The sequence below is a fragment of the Lachnotalea sp. AF33-28 genome, from assembly GCF_003477885.1.
GTDB lineage: Bacteria > Bacillota > Clostridia > Lachnospirales > Lachnospiraceae > AF33-28.
This window is the reverse complement of the sequence record NZ_QUEE01000001.1, coordinates 503,909-526,991: the sequence shown is the minus strand read 5'-3', so window position 1 is coordinate 526,991 and position 23,083 is coordinate 503,909. Positions and strand designations below refer to the sequence as shown.

Sequence of the window (23,083 nt, the reverse complement as noted above, 5' to 3'; positions counted from 1 at the left end):
AACTTAACGAATTTTAGAAAGATTTCATCTCCGCGCGCCTTTACCGCAAACACTCGGTATGCTACAATCCGATCTTTGACACCTAAAACGATAAAAAAGTCTCGTAAGCCTTGATGTTACTGGCTTGTGAGACTTTTTCTGATTTTTACTTTACACGTTACGCTTTCTGTTTTTTTACATCCGCACATATTTTTTTCATCTTTTTGATCGGTACGATCTGTTTTGAGGTACAGAAGCCAAATGCTTCATGCAGAGCATCGGTTATCTCCGTTCGGGTATAAGTCGGCTGGTAGCCCATTCCTTCGTGCTTTATGAAGTTCATTTCCTGCAAAGTATCTATGAGCTGATCACAGGTATATCGATCCTTCAGTTTCTTTTCCAGATATCGGTATATAATAAGAGATATGAAACAGGTAATGAAGTGGGCTATGATTCGTTCCTTCCTTTTCAGATACACAGGACGTGCCTGGAATTCGCTTTTCATAATCCGGAAACATTCTTCGATTTCCCAGCGCCTCTGATTTACTTTCACAATCGCTTCTGGAGAATCCGCCAGATTGGTACATACTGCATAAAATCCATCAAACATTTCTTCTTCGGCAATGGCTTTTTCATCAACATAATACATCGTTTGATCCGCCACTTCACCATCCTTGGTGGCATGATCCGCTTTAATGAAACGTTTTGGATCATTCTGTCTTTTCTTTTCGACGGTTTGACCGCCTTCTGATACTGCTTTTAATGCTCTGTCTATCTGACCGGCTCTGATCGTTCTAAGGTAATTGCGGTATTTTATGGAATAGGTAATAATAAGCTGCTGCTCTAGTTCGACTTTTTTTGTAGCCCCATTGATCTCCACAGTGACTTTTTCCTTGATCCATCTGCATTTATAATAAATCTTATCAAAATCTGTATCTTCATCCAGTTCGTTCAGGTGATACTTTTTTTGCGCAGCTTCACCCGACAAACTCCATCCTTCCGGTGACAGAGCCCAGTCCTTATATACCTTTTTTAACTTCTTTACAGATTGAGTGGTAATGAAAGCTCTGACGTTGTTTTCTGTTGAGTAATCATTAAACACCCGGTTTGTATTAGAAGAAAGGCCGGCATCCGTGCATACAATAAATTTTGACAGATCAAACTTGTTTATTAAGGTTTCTTCCAACGGAATCAGAGATTGCTGCTCATTTTTATTTCCTGGATTGATGCAGAAAGCAATGGGGATGCCATCACGATCCATAAAAAGGCCCATTTCAACAATAGGGAGGGGGCGGTTTTCTTTGCTTACACCGTATTGTTTGTCATCTTCGGCTTCTTCGATCTCAAAATAGAAATTTGTGCAGTCATAATAGATGACCTCCGTGCGTCTTTTAGCGATCTGCATGCTGTTTGCAAACAGACGGCTTTGTATGTAGTCAGATTCACTTGCCAGAACAGACAGGGCCCTGTAGATCTGATGGAGTTCAAAATCAGGCTGCTCGATAAAACGTTTAGAATCCTTAAAAGAACTAAGCTTCGATGAAGGATAGAGTATCCTGGTGTAAAGGAGTCTTGATAAGATGGAGTTCAGGTTGTAAGAAAAATCATGTTTCTTTTTGATAGCAGTACAAATTTTGTCCAAACCAAGCTCATAATAAATCTGCTGAAGAAAGAGGTACCCACCATTGAAAGAGTGCTGCTCATTCAACGTCAGATCCGTCCCGGCACAGAGCTGGATATTAAAAGCAGCATGTTCCTCTTGTTCGGCTTCATTCATTTTTCGAACTTCTTCTTTCGCCCATTCTTTAGCATCTGTAACGCCATAGGTTTCGCAGATATATTTTTCAGACCCCAGCCGTTTGACCACCTGTGACTTGTTTTTACCATTCACATAGACAGTCTTTTGAACATAAAAAGAAGTAGAATATTTAGTTTTCGTCCATCCCAATCGCATAAAATCGTCCTCCTGTATATAATACCATTATAGCACAATGTGGAGTAACGTGGAAGAGGAAAATGCAAATTTGACAAAAAAATAAAGCCAGTAGTGGCTTTGCGGGGGATATTTCGTTGGGGAGGTGTCAAACTCCCGCGGGTCCCAATGAGGACCATACCCTGCCCTCTCATACGCGGGAATTATTCGGTAACTGTGAACAGTAACGGGAAGTTCACACCCATTACGCCTGGTCTTAAAAACACTTCCCAACCGGGGTGATTGTATGCTATAATAAGAAACACGTATCGAGTAATAATGCCGCAATGCTGTATTGGCTGCCGGAAACGGCTTAAGGAGTTGGCGTATGAGCGTAAAGGGAAAGACACATGGCCGTTTGCGTCTGTTTTTTATGTGGCCATTGATTTTATCTATATTTTTGCTGATTGTGAATATCTGCGTCTGTCTGGTAAACATGAAGGCGGGTGCGGTGATGGGAGCAGGAGTCGCCGTCTATGTTCTGGCGGCAATGATCGTATTCCTGTACCGAAAGCCCAGGCTGACCAGGGATCTGTTAAGTTTTGCCATGGATTATGCTCAGATTCAGAAGCAGCTTCTGACCGAGCTGTCCGTGCCCTATGGCATTCTGGATAAAAACGGAAGGATTCTGTGGGTGAACCGAGAGCTCTCCTCCATCGGCGCGAAGGAAAAGAACAAGAATATTTTCACGGTATTTCCGGAACTGAAGAAGAAGCAGATGCCCGAGGGGGATGAAAAGGTCGTCCTTCACGTGGCGAAGGATGAAGATTCGGACGCTGCCCGCTATTACCGAATCGAACTTAAGAATGTGCCGGTGCCCGATCATTTTGAATCGGAAGAGATCATGGAGATCGGGGATGTGGGCTCCGGCCTGGTAGCATTCTATGTATTCGATGAAACGGAGAGCGTCGGATATTCCAGAGAGCTGGAGGATCAGAAGCTGGTGGCGGGGCTGATCTACCTGGATAATTATGACGAGGCTTTAGAGAGCATCGAAGAGGTGCGCCGCTCCTTGCTGATCGCCCTGATTGACCGTAAGATCACCAAGTATATCAGCAACATGGGCGGCATCGTTAAGAAAATAGAAAAAGACAAATACTTCGTTGCAGTAAAGCAGAAATATGTGGCGCAGATGCAGAACGACCGGTTTTATCTGCTGGAGGATGTAAAGACGGTCAATATCGGCAACGATATGGCGGTGACCTTAAGCATCGGCCTGGGAATGAATGCGGATACCTATGACGGCAATTACGAGTATGCCAGAACCGCTATCGATATGGCGCTGGGCCGCGGAGGCGATCAGGCCGTAGTGAAGGACGGGGAGAATATCTCTTATTTCGGCGGCAGGTCCCAGCAGATGGAGAAGAACACCAGAGTGAAGGCCAGGGTGAAGGCTCATGCGCTGCGCGAGCTGGTGATGAACAAGGACTGCGTCTATATTATGGGGCATCAGATCGGAGACATCGATTCCCTGGGGGCTGCGATCGGCATATACCGGGCTGTGAGCTTCCTGGACAAGTCGGCCCATATCGTGGTGAATTCCTTTACTTCATCGGTGAGGCCGATGATGGAGCGGTTTATGAACAACCCGGATTATCCGGCGGATTTTTTCGTGTCCGGCGACGATGCGCTGCAGAGAATCGGGGAAAACGATGTGCTGGTAATTGTGGACGTGAACCGGCCAAGCTTTACCGAATGCCCCCAGCTCCTTGAGAAGGCGGGTACCATTGTGGTGCTGGACCACCACAGGCAGACGCGGGAAGTGGTCGAGGACGCGGTGCTGTCCTATATTGAGCCCTACGCTTCGTCCACCTGTGAGATGGTGGCGGAGATCCTGCAGTATATGGGGGACGGCATCCGCATCAAGTCCGTAGAGGCGGATGCGATCTATGCCGGCATTATCATCGACACCAACAATTTCCTCAACAAGACCGGTGTGAGAACCTTTGAAGCGGCGGCTTATCTGCGCCGCAACGGTGCGGATATCGTGCGCGTCCGCAAGATGTTCAGGGACAAGATGGAAGAGTTCAAAGCCCGTGCGGAAGCCGTGAGGGACGCGGAGGTGTTTGAAAACTCCTTTGCGATCGGCGTATGCCCGGCTGACGGTCTGGAGAGCCCCACGGTGACCGGAGCGCAGGCGGCCAATGAGCTTTTGAACATTGTAGGCATCAAGGCGACCTTTGTGCTGACCGAATATAACAACTGCATCTACATCAGCGCCCGTTCCATCGATGAGGTGAACGTACAGCTGATCATGGAGCGGCTGGGCGGCGGCGGCCATATGAATGTGGCCGGCGCGCAGATGACGGGCTGCAGCGTGGAGGAAGCCAGGGAGTATGTAAAAGTGACAATCAAGCAAATGCTGGAGGAAGGAGCAATATAAGATGCAGGTAGTATTATTGGAAGATGTGAAATCACTGGGAAAGAAGGGGCAGGTCGTCAGCGTGAACGACGGATATGCCAGAAACTATATTCTGCCTAAGAAACTTGGAATCGAGGCGAATTCCAAAAATATGAATGAGCTGAAGCTGCAGAAGCAGCATCAGGAGAAGCTGGAGGCGCAGGCCCTGGCGGAGGCGCAGGAGCTGGCATCCAAAATCGGCACGTTTAAAGTGGAGCTGAAGGTGAAAACCGGAGAAGGCGGCAAGATCTTCGGTTCTGTGTCCACGAAGGAAATCGCCGCGGCTGTCAAGGAACAGTACGGCATCGACCTGGATAAAAAGAAAATGCAGCTGTCCGAGCCTATTAAGACGGTGGGAAGCCACATCATCCCTGTGAGGATTCACAAGGACGTTACGGCGCAGCTCACGCTGAAAGTGACGGAAGGTTGAACAAATGGAAGAGGCTCTGATTAAAAGAGTGCTGCCTCACAGCACAGAAGCGGAACAGTCAGTCATAGGCTCTATGCTGATGGATCGGGATGCCATCGTGACGGCTTCGGAGATCGTGACGGCCGATGATTTTTACGGCCGGCAATACGGAATGATGTTTGAGGCGATAGTCGAACTCTATAATGAGGGCAAGCCCGTGGATCTGATCACGACCCAGAACCGTCTGAAGGCGAAGGATGTTCCTCCCGAAGTCAGCAGCATTGAGTTCCTGCGTGAAGTCATCAATTCCGTCGCTATATCATCCAATGTAAAATATTATGCAAACATCGTATATGAAAAGGCGACGCTCCGCCGCCTGATAAAGGCCAATGAAGAGATCGCCAATGAGTGCTATCTGGGCAAGGAAAAGGTGGAGGATATTCTGGCCTATACGGAGAAGACCATATTTGAGCTGCTAAAGCAAAAGGGGAGCGGAGATTATGTGCCAATCCGGCAGGTAGCGCTGAACACGCTGGAAAAGATCGAGGCTGCGGCGAGAAATCAGAATGCGGTGACCGGCATTCCTACCGGCTTTACCGATCTGGATTACCGCACTTCCGGCCTGCAGCCGTCGGATCTGGTCCTGATTGCCGCCAGGCCCTCTATGGGAAAAACAGCCTTTGTGCTCAATATCGCCCAGCATGTGGTGTTTAAAAAGGATTTCTGTACGGCGATATTCAGTCTGGAAATGTCCAAAGAACAGCTGATGAACCGTCTCTTTGCCATGGAATCCAGGGTGGATGCCCAGACCTTAAGAAACGGCAACCTTACGGATTCCGACTGGGAGAAGCTGGTGGAGAGCGTGGGTATGATCGGCAATTCCAAGCTGATCATAGACGATACCCCGGGCATCTCCATATCCGAGCTGCGAAGCAAATGCAGGAAATTCAAGCTGGAGCAGGATCTGAAGCTGGTTATCATCGACTACCTTCAGCTGATGAGCGGCAACGGCCGCAATTCCGACAACCGCCAGCAGGAGATATCGGATATTTCCAGATCCTTAAAGGCACTGGCCAGGGAAATTAACTGCCCGGTCATCGCGCTGTCCCAGCTAAGCCGCGCCTGTGAAACCAGACAGGATCACCGGCCAATGCTGTCCGACTTAAGGGAGTCAGGAGCCATTGAGCAGGACGCCGACGTGGCCATGTTCATCTACCGTGACGACTATTACAATAAGGACACGGATAAAAAGAACATCGCCGAGATCATCATCGCCAAGCAGAGAAACGGCCCCATCGGTACAGTGGAGCTCGTATGGCTTCCTAATTATACAAAATTCGTCAATATGGAGAAGTAAATGGCTAAACAAATATGGAAACCGGGAAATATGATTTACCCCCTGCCCGCAGTGCTTGTCAGCGCTGCGGACAAGAGCGGGTGGGACAATATACTGACCGTCGCGTGGACCGGCACTGTCTGTACCAATCCGCCGATGGTCTATATTTCTGTGCGGCCGGAGCGCTATTCTTATCAAATGATCCGGGAGTCCGGAGAGTTTGTGATCAACCTGACTACGGAGAAACTGGCCTGGGCCACCGATTTCTGTGGGGTTAAGTCCGGCAAAGATGTGGATAAGTGGGAGAAATGCCGGCTGACCCGTGGAAAACCGGCCAGGATATCAGCGCCGGTCATAGAGGAATGTCCTGTAAATATAGAATGCAGCGTGCGCCAGGTGATGGAGCTGGGCTCACATCACATGTTTCTGGCGGATGTGCAGGCGGTCCAGGTGGATGAAGGCCTGATGGATGAGAAGGGCAGATTCTGCCTGGAAAAGGCGAAGCCCATCGTGTATTCTCATGGGGACTATTTCGGAATCGGCAGTTGGAAGGGAAAGTTCGGATATAGCGTGAAACGCAGCTGAGGCTGCTGCAAGAGTGCGAAAAAGAAATACGGGAGCCGGGACCGCTTAGCGCGGCCCCGGCTCTTGTATTCCTTCCTGTATAGCGGCGATAGAGATGATGACGCGGCTGCCGCTGCCTGGTTCGCTCTCACAGCGTATACCGTATTTTTCCCCATAGTAGAGGTGTATGCGCTTGATCACATTGCTGATGCCATAACCGTGTCCGGGCCTCTTGATGGGCGCGGGCGCTTCGCCCAGCATGACGGCCATCTGCTGGGGCGTCATGCCGATGCCGTCATCTTCCACAGTCAGCATGATGTCACCGCCTGCCATCGCACCGCATACGGTTATGGTTCCCTGACACTGTTCGGACTCCAGGATTCCGTGCAGAATCGCATTTTCCACCACTGGCTGTAAAATGAGCTTCAGAATGCGGTACTCGTATAGCGACGGATCCACCTCCAGATTCAGACGGATGCGGTTCTCATAGCGGTAGTTCTGCAGCTGCACATAGGTTTCAATATGCGCCAGTTCATCCCGTATCGGTATCTCATCCCTGCCGCGGCTTAGGCTCAGCTTGTAAAATTTCGCCAGCGCCTGGACGATTTCGGAGATTTCCGGCGCATTTTTAGTGAGCGCCATCCAGTTGATGAGTTCAAGGGTGTTATATAAAAAGTGCGGGTTGATCTGCGCCTGCAGCGCCTTGAGTTCGGCGGCCTTTAAGTCGGCCCCGGACTGAAACTGCAGCCTGGCATAGCGCTCCAACTGTTCCAGCATATAGTTGTAGTTATGCGCCAGCTCGCTGATTTCGTCGCTGCCCTTCATGTTGACAATGACGCTGAAATCACCCTCCTGTACCTTTTTAATGTGCTTTGTCAGCAGGTTGATGCGGCGCGTGATGCTGTCCGCCACCAGATAAGCGGCGATCCATGCGCACAGCGCGATTACGGCCATGATAAATACCATCTGCATCCGTATCGCGTTGGATGCGGCGCGGATCTCGCTGTACGGAATGACAGAAATGAGCTGCCAGTCACTGCCCTTTATCTGTATGGCGCCGAAAGAGTAAGTTTCTTCTCCGAGCTTATGGGATACCCACACTTCCGGCCGGGCTACCGCGGCGTCGGCCAATTCCCTGTTAGCAAAGAACTCCTCTTTCTTAAACTGTCTGGTGAAATAGTTGGTATCGGTATAGCCGATCTGTTCAGTGACGGATGCCAGCCGGATATCGGGCCGGCGCAGCAGCAGCTTCGCCTTTTCTATGCGCAGCGAGGTCATGTACTGATTGACGGTCTGTCCTGTCTCTTTCTTAAAAATATGGCAGATATGCGAAGGGGTCAGATGTACGCTGTCGGCTATATCCTGTATGGAGAGCGTGCTGTCCGCATAATTCTGCTCGATAAACTGCCGTACCAGATAGACAGGACGGTTTTGGCACATCGCATCCCATTTGGAGAACAGGTGATCCAGCAGGTCACAGAGAACAGCATACAGATCCGGGAAGAAACCGCCAGAAAAAAATGACTGCCGCAGGGCGCCGGGATCATTGCCTTCTGCGGTCAGGGAGATGCCCCTCTCCTGTGCAACACCGTATATCCGGCCTGCGAACTGGAACAGTATGTGCCGCACATAGCTCTCATCGGTTGCGGGGCATCTTAAAAGCCCCTCCGCCATCTGTGCGAGCCAGGCAGAGGCTTCTTCCTTGCGGCTGTTTCGCAGCAGGCCCTCAAAGGCGTCCGCGCGATCCTGTGCGAGGACATACCTGCGCGCGCGATCCTGTGCGAGGACATACCTGCGCGCGCTGTCCTGACCGTAGATCAGGCAGGTGTCATAGCCTGTAAAGAAAAGCGCGCAGGGCCAGTTCCGCCGTTTCACAGGAGCGATGCAGCGCATTCAGAGAGGAAACGCACTCGCCCGCAGCCAGACAGCAGGAGATGTCTCCGGGCAGACAGGCCCGCACTTTAGACGGCTTTTTCCGGAATGGGCCATGAGGCACGGCCCGAACACTGCGCAGGCCTGTGCCTCCAACTCCCGGTACGCCGACCCCAGGACCGGTGCGTCCCCACTCTGTTCAAACAGGACAGTGCGGTACTTTCCGTGCTGTAAAAGCGCAGGGCAGGCAAGCCGGAGCTTTTCTCGCAGGGAGTCTTCCTCGCCTCTGGTCTCGGTGAGCTTTAATGCCAGCTCCTGCATCACCAGTTCTCCGCGGTCCGTGAGATTTGTTACCATCTTTTCATTTTCCAGTTCGGACACCGCTTCTTTCAGCGCCTCATAGAGTTCCTGTGGGGCGATGGGTTTTTCGACATAGCGGATAGCTCGCAGCGAGATAGCGGATTTAAGATATTCCTTGTCGGAATAGCCGCTGATAAAAATCAGTCTGCAGTGGGGATGACCTCACGCAGTCTTGCAGCAAATGCGATGCCGTTAAGCTTCGGCATGCGGATGTCCGAAATCACAATGTCCGGCCGTTCCTGGCGTGCCAGGCGCAGCGCTTCTGCGCCGTCTGCGGCCAGGAGCACCTGCGTTATGCCCAGAGACTTCCAGTCCGGGAATACCTTTAAACCGTTGCGTGTGACAGCTTCATCATCGGCGATCAGCACATGATACATAACCTGTCCTCCCTTGCATCTGACTGTATTACTTATATGTTAGCAGAATGCACAGTTTTTTCAATTCAATTTTTGGAAAACAGTCATTATGTACAAAAAACCGTAACAATTTTAAGTATTTTATGACATCCGGCTCAGCCTTTGGGGTTACGTTAAATACGCTGCTCTACAACATGGATTTTACAGGCCTGGGCGTGTTCCTCCAGGTGGGCGCGGCGGTGCTTCTCTCGGAAGTGATGAACAAGCGCTTCAAGAAATTTGCACAGAGTGTTTTGCTGCTCCCCTTTTTCATATCCTGGGTTGTGGTGGGAGGGATGCTGTATAATCTCTTAAACTATGAAACCGGCGCTTTAAATACGATGCTGACCGCCCTGGGCATGGAAAGAATGAACATTATGAATGAACCGAAATGGTGGCCTCTGATCATCGTCGCTTTTCAGGCGTGGAAGCAGATTGGCTACGGCACTGTGGTATATCTGTCGGCGATCACGGGCATAGATCAGGAGATTTACGAGGCGGCATCCATAGACGGGGCCGGCATGATGCAGAAGGTGAGCAAAATCACCCTGCCGAACTTAAAGCCCACCGTCATCACGATTATACTGCTCTATCTGGGCAATATCATCAAAGGCGACTTCGGCATGTTCTACAATCTGACGGGGAACAATCCCCTCCTGTACAACGTGACCGATATTGTGGACACCTTTGTATACCGTTCACTCACACAGACGGCAAATATCGGCATGTCTGCGGCAGCGGGAGTTTACCAGTCCGTCATCGGGTTTGTCATCATCCTTTCGGTCAATACGATTGTGAAGAAGGTACAGCTGGACTATGCTTTATTCTAATACATTAAGAAACGGAGGTTTTTTCCATGATTCAGGTATTATCCTCTTTGCGGCGTCCCGGCGGTAAGATAAAAAAGTCATTGGACAGGACTGTTTTTGATCTCGTTAGTTATGTTATACTGACCGTATTGGCGCTTGTGACCCTTCTGCCCTTTATACTGATCATCAGCGCTTCCCTCTCCTCTAACGAAGCGGTGCAGAAATACGGGTTCAGCCTTTTTCCCCGTGAATTTACGCTGGAAGCATATGAGTATGTATTCGCTGTACCGGCCACGATCCTGCGAGCTTACACAATCACCGTGTTTATAACCGTAGTGGGGACCGCCCTGCTGATGTTCATCTGTTCGATGACAGGTTATGTGCTTTCCAGAAAGGATTATAAGTACCGCAATCAGTTTTCCTTTTTCCTGTTTTTTACCACGATTTTCAGCGGCGGACTGGTTCCCTGGTAGGTGCTCTGTGTGCGGACGCTGCATTTTAAGGAGCACCCGCTGATGGCGCTGATCCTGCCCATGCTGTTCAATTATTTTTACATAATCATCTTTCGCAGCTTTATGGCCGGCATCCCTGATTCCATCAGCGAATCAGCGGAAATCGACGGCGCAAATGATTTTACGATCTATAAAAAGCTGATTCTGCCAATGAGCACCTGCCCTATGCGATGGCGGAGCGATCGGGTCCGAGTGTACCTATAACCTTAAAAATTTCTCCACATATCCTGCCGAATGGTATAACGAGCATACATTTATCACCTATAATGACACAATCCCGTTCGGCGTAGTGGATTCCAGCGATCCTTCCAATGTGAAGTTTTTGGATACCGAAGCCTATGATATAGAGAATTATAAGCTGATCAAGTCCTTCCGTGAGAACGGTTACTGGTCACAAAATGCTTTAAGCCAGACGGATGAGGCCACAAGGGCAAAACGGCAACCATCTGCCATGCGCCGATCAGCATCAATAATTTTTATGTGGATACAATGACAAACCATCCGGAGTGGAAGCCGGAGATGGTGGATATACTGCCCGATGTGCCCACCGGAACAAACCCTATTATTAATAACGGAACCGCAATCAATGCCAAGTCGAAAAATGCGGAGAGAGCCCTGATGGTTCTGGATCTGTTAAGCCAGGATCGGGATTACTTTGACCTCTCGGTTTATGGCGTTAAAGGCACGGATTGGGATGCCGAAGGCGATGATGATATCACAATGCTTCCGGATGTGCCGGATCCGTTCGGCGGCTTCGGGATGGGTTGGAACCTGAACCTGCCACGTATCAGCAAGGATTCAGCTTTCAATTATCTGTCTATGTTAGAAGGTTTTGATCAGAACCATTATACAGCCGAGCTAAGCCTTATGAGTTTTGACGATACTAATGTTAAGAACGAAATCGCTACAGTAAGTGCAGTGCGTTCCAAATATGCATCGGTTCTCGAATTCGGATTTGCCGATGACGTGGAGGCCACCTATGCGGAATACCGCAGTGAACTGAAAAAGGCCGGCTTGGATGCGATTCAGGAAGAGTATAAACGGCAGGCAGAGGAATTTTTGAAACAGTGATAAAGGCACTTAATTAGCGGGACCATCTCCGTTACATCGGTGATGATTTCCTTGTCTCCGAATCTGCGTCGGCAGTTACAGCCGGGATGTGGACAGTTACTTCGGTCCCACCCGGCTGGCAGCTTTTATAGCAGAGTCCGTAGTTAGGTCCGAAGTATAATTGTAGCCGTACATTTACATTTTTGACCCCATAACCGGAACCCTGATGGGAACAGTCTTCCCAGAGTATTCGCTCCAAAAGTTCCGGCGGCATTCCCACTCCGTCATCCTTCATGCGGATATAAATTTCGTCCTTTCCGGACGGTGAATGCTCCCTTGAAAAGCGGATGTCAATACGGCCGGTTTGATTTTCGTTTTCCAGAATCCCATGGATAATGGCATTCTCTGCGAGAGGCTGAAGAATGATTTTGGGAATGATACAGTTGTCCATCCATTCTTCCTCATTGCAGGAAAAATATATCTTCTCTTCAAAACGCATATTCTGTATTTGTATGTATGTCTTAACATGCATAAGCTCCTGTCGCAGTGTGACGGTCTCATTTCCGCTGTTGAGGCTTAATCTGTAAAATCGGACCAGAGCGGCTACCATTTCCGTGATCTGGGGTACATTGTTTTGAATGGCGATACAGTTGATTAAATCCATCGAATTATAAAGAAAATGCGGGTTAATCTGTGCTTGTAGGGCATTAAGTTCTGCGCTTTTAATTGCCTGCCCCATCTCATAGCGTTCATCAATCATTTCCTTCATCCGTCTGCTCATAGACAGAAAGCTGTTCATAATTTCTCCAATTTCATCCCTGCCGGAAGGAGTCAGATGAATACCAAAATCCCCTTTTTCCATCTTTTTAATCTCTTTATTAAGAAAATAAAGCCGTTTCAGGCTGGAATTGGCTGTAATACATGCCAGGACATAGGAGATTACGCCGATCAGAAACAGCCCTGTCAGCAAATCCTGGTACAGCTGATGCTGTGCGGAAAAAATAGAATGTCTGGGGAGGGCTGCGGTCAGATACCATCCCGATGGAACCAGGCTTTCGGAGCGCAGTATATATTTTTCATCCCTGTATGCAACAAACTCCCATTGGTGCTGGCCGGCGCTAGTAGAGGAATCAGTAATATCCGCATAGGAGAAGTCTCCTGCTTTTCCATCCCTGTCAAAAAATGAAGCCGTCTCATCGGTCAGACATATGGTGACATCCTCGGACAAGGGTACATCCTTCAGGATTTGTGTGATTTTGTTCTGCGAGATATCCACACGCATTAGTCCCATTGGTTGCGTGAGCTCCTGAGGTGAGTATAAAATGCTGACATAAGAAAAATACGGAGAAGGCCTTCCGTCACTTTCTGTAATATAACCCGGAGGCAGCCAAAAACGGCTTTTATTCTGTTTCAGGAGCGACTGATACCATTCGGAATTCTCAAAGGCATTTAGGGACAGCAGACTCTGTTCGTTTTGGACATACAGCGTACTGCTTTTTAAGTAAAGCATAATCCTGTCTATATCAGATACTTTTTTCATATATCCAAATAGCTGATTTAAGCGGTGGTACTGCGCCTGTCGGGCCAGAACAGGATTGTGCATGCCGTTTTCCGCCATTTGATAAATGTCTTCGCTGGACAGTATATTGTCCATAGAGTTGGACATGCTTAGAAAATAGCGGTCCAGAATGGACACGCATTCATCATAGGACTGACTCATATAGGAGAGGGTCTGGCTCAGTATCAGACGATTCGTCTTCAGATACGAGATCAGGGTAAAGAGTAGAAGAGGAATAATCAGGAACAGAAAAAATATAAGCTGTATTTTTGCTTTCAGAGAAATGCTGTCAGTGATACGCGTGATTGCTGTTTTTAATTTGGACATAACGGGAAACCTCTCTTTTTATATAAGCGGACGGCTACAGCCCTTCGCGGAAAGACTTTGGGGTACATCCGGTTTCTCTTTTGAAAACCTTTGAAAAATAGTTCGCATCGTGATACCCGGTCAGGAGTGCAATGCGATTGAGGGATAGCGTATGGTCTTTCAGATAGTCACGGGCATGGCTGATCCTCACTTCCGTTATGAACTGATTAATTGTCTTAGAAGTCTCTTTTTTAAATAAAAGAGATAGATAACCGGAAGAGAGATAGAGCTGTGAAGCCAAGAAAGGAATATTCAGTTTCTCGTCACTATAGTTTCGCAGAATATAATCTATTGCTTTATCGACGATACGTGTATTTTCAGAGGATGGATATCTGCGAAAGAAGCAGTCTGTTGCCTCCAGCAGGATTTCTGTCAGATCGTCCAGGCAGCAGGCTTGTCCCAGCGCCTCCACAAAGGATGCTGACAATTCCGAAAATGCAGTACCATGCCGGTCTTCAGAGCGGCGCATGATAAAAAGCAGTAGTTTGATGTAGTACTGTTTTACCAATTCGCAGGAGGTGTCGCTGTATTGTCTTATTCTGTGCCGAAGGCAGAATAGCGCGTTTTGTATATCACTGTAAGTTCCCTGACGTATGGCTGACACGGCATTTTCAGCGCAGGCATCGCAGAAAGAGTAACTCCCGGTGCCCTTTCGACTGTAAATTTCAGGCCTGGAAGATATAAAACTTCTTTGACGGGCCTGTACTGCCTGCGAATAGGAGCAATAAAGATGGGCGGTGTCGGGAGTGGGAGAACCGATGCCTGACAGGACGTGGTGTATCTGTGGGAAAATCCGGGGGATTTCCTCCTGTATCTGCATAAGGAGGGCGGAAAGGTTATCTGCGGCAGTTTCTGCAGATTCATTCGTTTCCTGATGTATTACCAGATGCGCCGGATCTTTCAGGGCAAACAAACAGCGCTCGCCCATGTGCTTTTTCAGATAATTCAGAAGAATCTCTTCTTCGTATTCAGGCCAGGGAAGCGCCTCGCTGGGATATAAACGTACGGAAGCCGACAAAAAGGGCCCGCAAAGCAGTGCGACATTAGCAGCGGCAGCCTCTGTTTCCAACGTGCCGATATTTCCGGATGCGTATGCCAGGCAAAGTTTATTCTGAAGGTGGAAACAGATCTGAGAGCGATATTCCCTCTGTGACAAAACCTCCGCCACCGCAGTTTCGGCAGCGCGGCAAAGCTCGGAGGAATTAATCGGTTTCTCTACATAGCTGACAGCCCGAATCTGAATGGCGGATTTTAGATATTCCTGATCAGTATAGGCACTTAGAAAAATAAATCTACAATCTTGGTTTTCTTTCCTGAGCTGATGCGCCAATTCGATACCACTCATTTTGGGCATGCGGATATCGCTGAGAATGATGTCCGGTTTTAACGTCTGGGCCATTTCCAGGGCAGCTCGCCCATCAGCTGCTTCATAAATCTCACAGATGCCAATCTGATCCCAGGGGATATAATGCGTCAGAACATCCCTTGTGTGCGGCTCATCTTCTGCAATCAGCATACGAATGTTCCTGTCTGTCATGATTTTCATACCTTTCCGGCGGCTTGACGCCTTTGTGCAAACTTAATCCTTATAACTGAAAAACACTTATGATTATAAACTAATTTGATATAAATATCAAATATATATGGTAAAAATTGGACAATATGATCAAAATAAAGAGAAAATCACCTGTTTATTAGAATATTACAGTTGAAATCAGAGAAGAAAACACTGTAAAATTAAATCACAGCGGAAGGAGGATACTATGAGGAGAAACACGAAACGGAATCAAGTTCTTTTGTTAATGATATTGCCTGCGGTTCTGTATTTTATCATATTTGCGTACATACCGATGACCGGAATTGTACTTGCATTTAAAAACTACAACTATATAGACGGTATTTTTCTGAGCCCATGGAATGGTCTTAAAAATTTTAAGTTTTTATTCAGCGGAGGAAAAATATTCAGAGTAGCCTGGAATACGCTGGCATACAATACGGTATTTATAGCAGTGAATCAATCCCTGCAGATTATCACAGCAGTATTCCTGACAGAGATTGCGTCAAAACACTTTCGCAAGTTTTCACAGTCGGCGATTTTTCTGCCATATTTTATTTCATGGGTAATTGTCGGGGGATTTATCTATAATCTCTTTAATTATGAATACGGTACGCTGAATTCCTTTCTAAGTGCAGCAGGAAAGAATCCTGTGGATATGTATTCCAATGTGGGGGCCTGGAAATACGTGCTGGTCTTTGTAAATGCGTGGAAATGGGTGGGTTACGGTTCTGTTATTTACCTGGCGGCGATCACGGGAATTGATAAGGAGATATATGAAGCAGCCTCCATTGAAGGGGCAGGAAAATTCAGGCAGATATTTTCTATTACGCTCCCCCTGATTGTACCGCAGATTGTTACGCTGATTCTTCTGGATGTCGGGAGAATATTCAAGGGAGATTTTCAGATGTTTTATCAGGTGACGGGAAACAACCCTCTGTTATACGAGACTACCGATGTCATTGATACCTTTGTCGTTCGCTCGTTGCTGCAGCTTCAGGATGTGGGGATGTCCTCAGCAGCGGGGTTGATGCAGTCGGTTATCAATTTTGTGATTCTTATATCGGTCAACGCAGTTGTAAGACGTACCCAGCGTGATTATGCACTTTTTTAGGAGGCTGCCATGCATTATAGACTTAGCAAAGATAAAATCCTATTCAATATAATTGCCTATACTTTCCTGATGGCATTCACTGTATGCTGCCTGTTACCGTTTTTGTTTGTGCTTTCTGGAGCGCTGTCGTCGGAGCGATCTATATTGGAACATGGCTATTCGCTGTTTCCCCGGGAATTTTCGCTGTCTGCATTCCGGACACTCCTTGCGATGCCGGGAGATATTTTAAATGCATACGGAGTTACAGTCACAATCACTGTGCTTGGCACTGCTGTCGGCCTGTTCATTACCGCTATGGCTGCCTATGTGCTTCAGAGAAAGTGCTTTCCGCATCGGAACGCATTTGCCTTCTTTTTCTATTTTACAACTATTTTTGAAGGGGGAATTGTTCCCAAGTATATACTGATGATTAGGTATCTGGATATGAAAAATAATCTGCTGGCCCTGATTCTGCCGCTTCTGATCAACGTGTTTTATATTATTATCATCCGCAGCACAATCAGCTCCTCCCTTCCGAACTCACTGATCGAATCGGCAGAGATAGATGGAGCCGGAGAATTTCAGATTTTCAGGAAGATCGTAATACCGCTTTCCAAACCGATTCTGGCGACAGTCGGTTTGTTTATGGCTCTGGAATACTGGAACGACTGGTTTAACGCCATGCTTTATGTGGACCAGAAAAGTCTTATTCCGCTCCAGTATTATCTGTATAAAATGCTGTCACAGATTACGATGCTGCGGGAGTTGGTATCGAAGGTTCCGCAGATGACAGCGGTAACGCCGCCGGAAGAATCATTTAAGATGGCGATGACTCTGGTCACTATCGGCCCGATCCTGTTGCTGTATCCGTTTGTGCAGAAATATTTTGTAAGCGGTATTATGGTCGGAGCCGTAAAAGGCTAAACAAATTTAATAGGAGGTATAAGAAATTGAAGAAACGATTGTTTGGGGTACTGCTTGTATTGGCAATGGTGTTGGTGGGCTGCAGCGGGAAGCCTGGTTCGGAGACATCCGGAAACGGGAATAGTGTGGCTTCAGAGGATGCAGCTGGAGGAACGCAGGAGTCACAGACGGAGGGCGGCGGCGCGGCGCAGCTGGAACCTGTAACTTTGAAGTTCTATTTTATCGGTGAACCTGCGGCGGATAATGAGAAGGTATTTGCGGAAATCAACCGGATTCTAAAGGAAAAGATCAATGCGACTATCGAACCTGTGTATTTATCCTGGGGAGACTGGGACCAGCGCTATCCGCTTCTCTTTACATCGGGAGAGGAATTTGACATGATTTATACTGCGGATTGGGCGATGTATTCTGAAACCGCATCCAAAGGCGGCTTCTATCCGCTGACGATGGAGATGATTGAAAAAAACTGCCCGCTTAGCGTTGCAAATCTTCCGGAGTCCGCCTGGAGCAGTTCATCTGTCAGGGGACAGTGTTATATTATTCCACAGAATAACTATTTTTCAAACCATTATGGTTTTATGATCCGCGGTGATCTAAGAGAGAAATATGGTATGGATAAAATAACGACGGTGGATCAGCTGGAAGAATATATGGATAAGGTTCTTGAAAATGAACCCGGCATTATTCCTCTGGATATTTCCAGCGATAATGCGGAAATGTATATGCGTGCAATCGTAATGTATCCAGACGAGCGCTGGTACCTGGCGGGGGAGCATACCGGCGTATATACGTATGATTTTACCGATCCTGCTAAGCTGGAGCTGACGCCGTTTTATGAGCTGCCTGGATTTGAAGAACATTTGGAAAGAATGATGAGATGGAATCAAAAGGGATTTTTATCCAAGAGCGATCTGACGACTGCGAATGCAGAACGATTTGAGGCAGGCAAGAGTGTTGTGAAGATCTGTAATATCACGGAGGCAAACGCTGCATGGCAGGCCGCAAAGGTGAACCATCCCGACTGGAATGTGGAGTATGTAAATCTGCTGGAAGGAAAAAGGCTGGGATCAACCGGTTATTCCCAGGGGGTGGCATTTAATGCGAGGAGCAGAAATATTGACCGTGCTATGATGGCGGCGGATCTGTTAGGTTACGATCCGGAACTGAATTTTTTGATCAATAGTGGTATTCCGGACGTCCATAATAAGGTAGTTGGAACACAAGAATATGAGGGACGTGAGTTCCGTCAGGTTGAAGCGATAAATCCGGATGCCTATGGCGGATATTCCTTCTGGTGTTTCTCTAACACACCCAGTATTCCCACTGAGTCCTTTGAGGGTTATACGGAAACGATGCTTAGCTATTTTTATGATCAGGCGGCGCACCATCCCCTCGACGGTATGGCATTTCTGACCGATAATGTGGCGACAGAGGTGGCAAACACCTCCAATGTCCTCATGGAATATTTGCCTGTTTTGTATCTGGGATTTACGGATGATCCGAAGGCCATGCTGGCGGAATTTCAGCAGAAGCTTAAGGATGCCGGCATTGATGCGGTAAACGCGGAAATGGAAAGACAGGCGCAGGAAAGATTTGACGCTGCCCAATAAAATCGAATAAACAGGGACACCTGGAGGATAATATGAGCGGTTCTGATTTTAAAAAGAAAAAAATCGTGCTGGGAGAGGGACTGTATATAACAGATAAAACCGAAATTACAGGTGCATCTCTGGCAATATTGGAATTATTTGCAACCTTTGGCCTGCGGGCAGAGGGCGAATACACTCATTATAAAAAAATTCGCTTTTCAAAGGATACTTCTGAAAAGACATTAAAGGGGATTACGGAACAGTTTTCTGTTCCGTATCCCAGAGGAAAGGAAAGTCATCTGGTACTTGCCAGAGGTGAGGAGATAACCGTTTATGCATCCACCGACAGGGGCCTGCTCTATGGAGCTGTCTCACTTTTACATTTATCAGAGGGAGGATATATTAAAAATCTGTGCTTTTACAGTGCGCCTGCCTGTGCTGAGCGGGGGATGAAAGTGTTTATCCCGTCCGAAAAAAATATCCCGTTTTTTAAGAAGTTTATTGACATGCTCGTTTATTACAAATTTAACACCATAATGATTGAAGTTGGGGGAGCGATGGAGTACTGTAAACACCCTGAAATCAATGCCGGCTGGGTCGACTATTGCAGAGAAATGGCTGAATATTCAGGAAAAACCACCGTCATACAGGACGAGACGTTTCCCTGGTATAAAAATGCGATACATATGGAAAACGGCGACGGGGGATTCCTAAGACAGGAAGCGCTTAAGGATTTAGTCTGTTACTGCAGGGAAAGGGAGATGGAAGTGATTCCTGAAGTCCCATCTCTGGGGCATTGCGATTATCTGATGATGGGAAATCCCGAAATTGCAGAACGTCAGGAGGATCCCTATCCGGATACTTACTGTCCCTCCAATCCGAAGTCCTATCAGATACTGTTTGACGTTATCGACGAGGTGATAAGCGTATTTAATCCTTCCGTGATGAACATTGGGCATGACGAATATTACACGATAGGAATCTGCGAGAAATGCCGTACCAGGTCGGGGGCGGATATTTTTGCAGATGATGTTAATAAAATTGCGGATTATTTGCGGGATAGAAATATCAGAACCGTGATCTGGGGGGATAAACTCTTAAAAAATGCAGTGGTTCCCGGTGCAGGATCGTTCGGAGGAGCGGAGATTAAAATGTATTCTCCGGCGTTTCATATAAAGGACGGAAAGTTTATAGGTATTATGCCTGCAACTTTTCAGGCGGTTCATAAAATAAATAAGGATATTGGGGTCCTGCATTGGAACTGGGGACTTTCAGAGACTTTGGAGGATGAGCTTCTGAGCGAAGGCTTCTCCATCCGTTACGGAAACTTCGACAGTTATCTGTTTCCAAACTGGCATGCACATATGGAAAAGGGAAGCTGCGGAGCGGTTATCTCCAACTGGAGTACATTAAATGAGAAAATTCTGCAGCGAAACGGAATTTTTTTTAACATTGCCTATGCATATGAAATGTTTTGGAATCCGGATTATAATGAAGCAGACTTCGAAAAAATCAGAAAAGATGTAATGGAAAATCTGTATTATTTAAAAAATCCGGAATTGAAAAAGTGCAGTGTTTGCGGCAAATTCCAGCATCCGCCGTACGTAGAGCTTCTCTATAATACAGATTACCATCCCGATTTCAAATGGTTTGTGGACGGAGTATTTCCGGAGGATGCTGTTTATGAGATTGGGGCTGTCCGTTTTATATACGCTGACGGAACTACGGCCGCTGTTCCGATCAAATACGGAGAGAATATCGGGTATCGGTATGCTTCCTGGGAGCGTACATGGGATGAGAGCCAGGCAATGTATAAGGTGGATGATCATTTGATAGAGACGACCTATGGCACTTATCCTGTGCGGGTGGGGGAAGAGACATTCTACAAACATCTTTTTAAAAATCCCTGTCCGGAGAAAGAACTGCTGCGAATTGAAGCGGAGCAGAAAGAAGGGAAAAGCTGGACCGTTTTTATAAAGCAGATTCACATTATGAAATATAAACAGGAGGAAGGAAATGGCGGAGGAGATCAGATTTCCGATCAGAATCAGTGAGAATGGCGTATTTTTTGAAGATCAGGATGGTAAGCCGTTTCTCTGGCATGCGGATACCTGCTGGAGACTATTCTGGATGATGTCCTATGAAGAAGCCTGCTTCTATCTTAGGGATCGTGCCGAAAAGGGCTTTACGGTGATTCAGGTACATCTGCTTCCGCATCATGTCTATCAGACCAATGTTTATGGAGAAAATCCGTTTACCGCGCCGGGGATGATAGATTCGCTGAATGAAGAATATTTTTTTAATGTGGACCGTGTGATTGCCTATGCGGGAAGTCTAGGACTGGCAGTTGCTGTAGCTCCCATGTGGCTTAGCACGTGGGAGGATGACTGGCACAGGTTATACCGTGGTGAGCCGCTTGACCGATATGCCCGACAGATCGCGCAAAGATATGGGAAATTTTCAAATGTTATTGCATTTATCCATGGAGGAGATGACGATGCAGTTCCACTGCATGATGAAGTGAATAGATGTGTGCCGATTTATAAAAAGTATGCAAAACATGTCCTGAATACGTTTCATGCCGGAATCGGACCCAGCTATCCGATGTTTGGAGAGAAGAGCTGGTATGATTTCTGCATGAATTATACATATGATTATGGACGCTGCATTGAACAGATGCTGGATGCAAAGAAGAAATATCCCCACAAGCCCGCAGTTCTGGGCGAAACTCATTATGATGGAAATGACGGAATTTCATCCACGGAGATAAGAAGGTATGCCTACACGTCAGTCATATTGGGCGGAGCGGGGCAAACCTATGGGAATAAGGACATCTGGATGGCCAATATGTTCTGGAAGGATGCGCTCTATACGGCTGCGGCACATCATATGACTGTGCTGCGAGAGGTGTTTGAACATATCCCTTGGTACAGGCTGATTCCCGATGCAGAAGGCACATTATTTCACACCGTACGGGCATTGATGCCGAATGCCTCAGACAGCTATATACCGGCTGCATCCGTCAGAGGTGGAATGGAAATTGTAGCATATGTGTCAGATCGCCGTTTTTTTACAATCCGCAGGGATGGCTGCTATGCCGGAGAATGGATCGATCCGGTGAGAGGACGCAGCTTCAGGCTTACGGGAAAGACAGGGGATATATTGCATATTCCGGGCCATAATGCGGGCGGCTCTGATGATTGGATCCTCCATGCAATATTTGAGGATCGGTAAGGAAGGAAAATCTGTATGAGAGTAATGTTTTTGGGAGGCCCGGGTAATATTTCTGAATCCACTATTTCTTATTTTCTGGAAAAAGATACGCCGGTGGCGGTGATAAAACGGACACAGGGAGGACTTCTGGGTCTTGAGGGAAAAATCCGAGTATACTATGGGGACAGAAATCAGCTGGAGGTGCTAGATCATGCACTAGTGGACTTTAAGCCAGATACTGTGATTGACTGTACCTGCTTTGAAACTGAACAGGCAGAAACCGTTATCAGGGCGGCGCAGAACAATTCGTTTGATAGACTAGTGTTTGTAAGTACGGCCGATGTCTACGGCTATCCGCTGACGAATCTCCCGATGCGTGAAGACGATCCCTGGAATGAACCTAACGGAAAATATGCTGCCGATAAAAAGAGAATTGAAGAACTTTATCAGAAAGCATTCCGTGACGGGAAACCGGCCCTTACAATTGTGCGTCCCGGTTACTCTCTGGGAAAAACTTTCGCCTTGACCTCTTTTGACAGAAACCGTGGGGCTTATCTTGTTACCAGAATCCGGCAGGGAAGGCCGGTGTATTCGCCCGGCGATGGCACCACTCTAATCGATGCGGGAGCCGCTTATAACACAGGCAGGATGATCGCGAGAATATGTGAAGACGATGATACCATTGGACAGGCATATAACTGTGCTAATCACGTGGCCGTTACCTATGATGAATATATCCGCGCTTTTGCTGATGCTTTGGGAAAACCTGTAAATATTGTCCATATCCCGACGGACTTCATGTTTTCCCTGTGCCGTCAGGAGGTAAAGGACAGTATTCTTGGGGAGCTTGCCAGGTTTAATTTGTATTTTTCTGTAGATAAATTCCGGGCACAATTTCCGGATTTTACATGGGATTATACACTGGTGGATGCTGTGCGGGAGTTTATCTCATATCAGGAATCGGTGGGCGGACTGGAAGGGACGGAAGAGCTAATGTTTGAAGATAAAGTGGTTGATCTATGGATTGAAAGCATGGATAAGCTGAAAGATCATGTAAATGCAGTTTTTGATCGTGCGTATGAACCGCAAAATGAGAAGCGAGGGAATGCAGGAGGTAAACGATAAG

Annotated in this window: 20 protein-coding genes; 14 read left to right on the top strand and 6 right to left on the bottom strand. The window is 47.4% G+C overall.

Features of this window, described 5'->3' with window-relative positions:
• Nucleotides 1-157 precede the first annotated feature (157 nt).
• Nucleotides 158-1,933, bottom strand: a complete 1,776-nt coding sequence (locus tag DWZ56_RS02175; protein ID WP_118554724.1) for an IS1634 family transposase — start codon at nt 1,931-1,933, stop codon at nt 158-160.
• Between the two features lie 391 nt (nt 1,934-2,324).
• Between DWZ56_RS02175 and DWZ56_RS02170 the strand changes: the two genes are divergently transcribed.
• Genes DWZ56_RS02170 through DWZ56_RS02155 form a run of 4 tightly spaced genes read left to right on the top strand, consistent with a single transcriptional unit; the run spans nt 2,325 to nt 6,682 of the window.
• The gene (locus tag DWZ56_RS02170) at nt 2,325-4,334 is read left to right on the top strand and encodes a DHH family phosphoesterase (RefSeq protein WP_442911436.1); all 2,010 of its coding nucleotides are present in this window, start codon (nt 2,325-2,327) and stop codon (nt 4,332-4,334) included.
• A 1-nt stretch (nt 4,335) separates the two neighbouring features.
• On the top strand, nt 4,336-4,782 hold the full coding sequence (gene rplI / locus DWZ56_RS02165) for a 50S ribosomal protein L9 (RefSeq protein ID WP_118554722.1): 447 nt from the start codon (nt 4,336-4,338) through the stop codon (nt 4,780-4,782).
• Between the two features lie 4 nt (nt 4,783-4,786).
• Nucleotides 4,787-6,118 (top strand): replicative DNA helicase, encoded by a 1,332-nt coding sequence (dnaB, locus tag DWZ56_RS02160; protein WP_118554721.1) that lies wholly within the window; start codon nt 4,787-4,789, stop codon nt 6,116-6,118.
• Entirely contained in the window at nt 6,119-6,682 is a 564-nt protein-coding gene (locus tag DWZ56_RS02155) for a flavin reductase family protein (protein WP_118554720.1), read from the top strand.
• A 45-nt stretch (nt 6,683-6,727) separates the two neighbouring features.
• On the opposite strand, the gene DWZ56_RS02150 is transcribed toward DWZ56_RS02155, so the two are convergent.
• From DWZ56_RS02150 to DWZ56_RS02140, 3 genes are all read right to left on the bottom strand, one after another.
• Complete coding sequence (locus DWZ56_RS02150) at nt 6,728-8,536, bottom strand: histidine kinase (RefSeq protein WP_158584405.1); 1,809 nt, start codon at nt 8,534-8,536, stop codon at nt 6,728-6,730.
• A gap of 18 nt (nt 8,537-8,554) precedes the next feature.
• Entirely contained in the window at nt 8,555-8,890 is a 336-nt protein-coding gene (locus tag DWZ56_RS02145) for a hypothetical protein (protein WP_158584404.1), read from the bottom strand.
• Between the two features lie 143 nt (nt 8,891-9,033).
• A complete protein-coding gene (locus DWZ56_RS02140) occupies nt 9,034-9,270 on the bottom strand; it encodes a response regulator (RefSeq protein ID WP_118554718.1) in 237 nt (78 codons plus the stop codon).
• A 122-nt stretch (nt 9,271-9,392) separates the two neighbouring features.
• On the opposite strand from DWZ56_RS02140, the gene DWZ56_RS02135 reads away from it, so the two are divergent.
• The 4 genes from DWZ56_RS02135 to DWZ56_RS02120 all read left to right on the top strand — a co-directional run bounded on the left by DWZ56_RS02135 (nt 9,393) and on the right by DWZ56_RS02120 (nt 11,680).
• Nucleotides 9,393-10,118 (top strand): ABC transporter permease subunit, encoded by a 726-nt coding sequence (locus DWZ56_RS02135; RefSeq protein ID WP_158584403.1) that lies wholly within the window; start codon nt 9,393-9,395, stop codon nt 10,116-10,118.
• A gap of 26 nt (nt 10,119-10,144) precedes the next feature.
• Complete coding sequence (locus DWZ56_RS02130) at nt 10,145-10,570, top strand: carbohydrate ABC transporter permease (RefSeq protein WP_118554716.1); 426 nt, start codon at nt 10,145-10,147, stop codon at nt 10,568-10,570.
• Between the two features lie 9 nt (nt 10,571-10,579).
• Nucleotides 10,580-10,813 carry an ABC transporter permease subunit gene (locus DWZ56_RS02125; protein WP_147369372.1) on the top strand — a complete coding sequence of 78 codons (234 nt, stop codon included), beginning with the start codon at nt 10,580-10,582 and terminating at the stop codon, nt 10,811-10,813.
• Nucleotides 10,814-11,098: 285 nt separating this feature from the next.
• Nucleotides 11,099-11,680 carry a DUF3502 domain-containing protein gene (locus DWZ56_RS02120; protein WP_118554714.1) on the top strand — a complete coding sequence of 194 codons (582 nt, stop codon included), beginning with the start codon at nt 11,099-11,101 and terminating at the stop codon, nt 11,678-11,680.
• 31 nt (nt 11,681-11,711) lie between these two features.
• Here the strand turns inward: DWZ56_RS02120 and DWZ56_RS02115 are convergent, their stop codons facing one another.
• Entirely contained in the window at nt 11,712-13,544 is a 1,833-nt protein-coding gene (locus DWZ56_RS02115) for a sensor histidine kinase (protein WP_118554713.1), read from the bottom strand.
• Between the two features lie 34 nt (nt 13,545-13,578).
• Nucleotides 13,579-15,099 (bottom strand): response regulator transcription factor, encoded by a 1,521-nt coding sequence (locus DWZ56_RS02110; protein WP_158584402.1) that lies wholly within the window; start codon nt 15,097-15,099, stop codon nt 13,579-13,581.
• A gap of 247 nt (nt 15,100-15,346) precedes the next feature.
• On the opposite strand from DWZ56_RS02110, the gene DWZ56_RS02105 reads away from it, so the two are divergent.
• The 6 genes from DWZ56_RS02105 to DWZ56_RS02080 are packed head-to-tail and all read left to right on the top strand — an operon-like array spanning nt 15,347 to nt 23,082.
• Nucleotides 15,347-16,252: an ABC transporter permease gene (locus tag DWZ56_RS02105; protein ID WP_118554711.1), complete on the top strand. Its 906-nt coding sequence runs from the start codon at nt 15,347-15,349 to the stop codon at nt 16,250-16,252.
• A 9-nt stretch (nt 16,253-16,261) separates the two neighbouring features.
• Entirely contained in the window at nt 16,262-17,155 is an 894-nt protein-coding gene (locus DWZ56_RS02100) for a carbohydrate ABC transporter permease (protein WP_118554710.1), read from the top strand.
• A 26-nt stretch (nt 17,156-17,181) separates the two neighbouring features.
• Nucleotides 17,182-18,765, top strand: coding sequence for a DUF3502 domain-containing protein (locus DWZ56_RS02095; protein WP_118554709.1), 1,584 nt, complete (start codon nt 17,182-17,184; stop codon nt 18,763-18,765).
• Between the two features lie 32 nt (nt 18,766-18,797).
• Nucleotides 18,798-20,798, top strand: coding sequence for a family 20 glycosylhydrolase (locus tag DWZ56_RS02090; protein WP_118554708.1), 2,001 nt, complete (start codon nt 18,798-18,800; stop codon nt 20,796-20,798).
• On the top strand, nt 20,761-21,978 hold the full coding sequence (locus DWZ56_RS02085; protein WP_118554707.1) for an apiosidase-like domain-containing protein: 1,218 nt from the start codon (nt 20,761-20,763) through the stop codon (nt 21,976-21,978). The genes DWZ56_RS02090 and DWZ56_RS02085 overlap by 38 nt, the downstream gene beginning before the upstream one ends.
• Nucleotides 21,979-21,993: 15 nt before the next feature.
• The gene (locus DWZ56_RS02080) at nt 21,994-23,082 is read left to right on the top strand and encodes an NAD-dependent epimerase/dehydratase family protein (protein WP_118554706.1); all 1,089 of its coding nucleotides are present in this window, start codon (nt 21,994-21,996) and stop codon (nt 23,080-23,082) included.
• Nucleotide 23,083 lies beyond the last annotated feature (1 nt).